Origin of the sequence: Hyphobacterium sp. SN044, from assembly GCF_021864465.1 — a bacterium.
In the GTDB taxonomy this organism is placed as follows: domain Bacteria; phylum Pseudomonadota; class Alphaproteobacteria; order Caulobacterales; family Maricaulaceae; genus Hyphobacterium.
Window position 1 is genome coordinate 1 of sequence record NZ_JAKKUV010000031.1, and the last position, 413, is coordinate 413.

Here is a 413-nt window from a genome sequence, read left to right on the forward strand (position 1 = left end):
GCGGCTTTGGAATGCAAATAAAGAATGCTAATATCAATGTACAGTTCAAAAAACTTTTTGAAATTACTAAAACAACCTGCCTTATAGCAATTACTGCACATCCAAGTACAAAAGACCCGGATCACCGTACAAAGCAGACAAACACCGCGATTTACAGGAACCACTTCCGAAACGAGATGCACACACGAATAGCCGACAAAAATTTCAAGAAAAGTAAGAGTGAGAATTATAAGTAACAAGAAGTTTTGGAAGTCACTTTTTAGTAGTGAAGTCACTTTTTAGTAGTGTATGTTGTTTGCTGAACTTTTCATTTACGAGTCATCCAGTTGGTGCAACTGCTGCAATTCTTAAATGACTCTTAGTAGCCACTGTTACTTAAATATTCGCGTATTGCTTCAACCTGTTTCCTACAG

At 37.0% G+C, this 413-nt stretch carries 1 protein-coding gene; it reads left to right on the top strand.

Going from position 1 to position 413, the window contains the following annotated elements; translation table 11 throughout:
• Positions 1 to 236: hypothetical protein (locus L5876_RS14555; RefSeq protein ID WP_236957084.1), on the top strand; the 236-nt coding region annotated here is incomplete at its 5' end.
• Positions 237 to 413 lie beyond the last annotated feature (177 nt).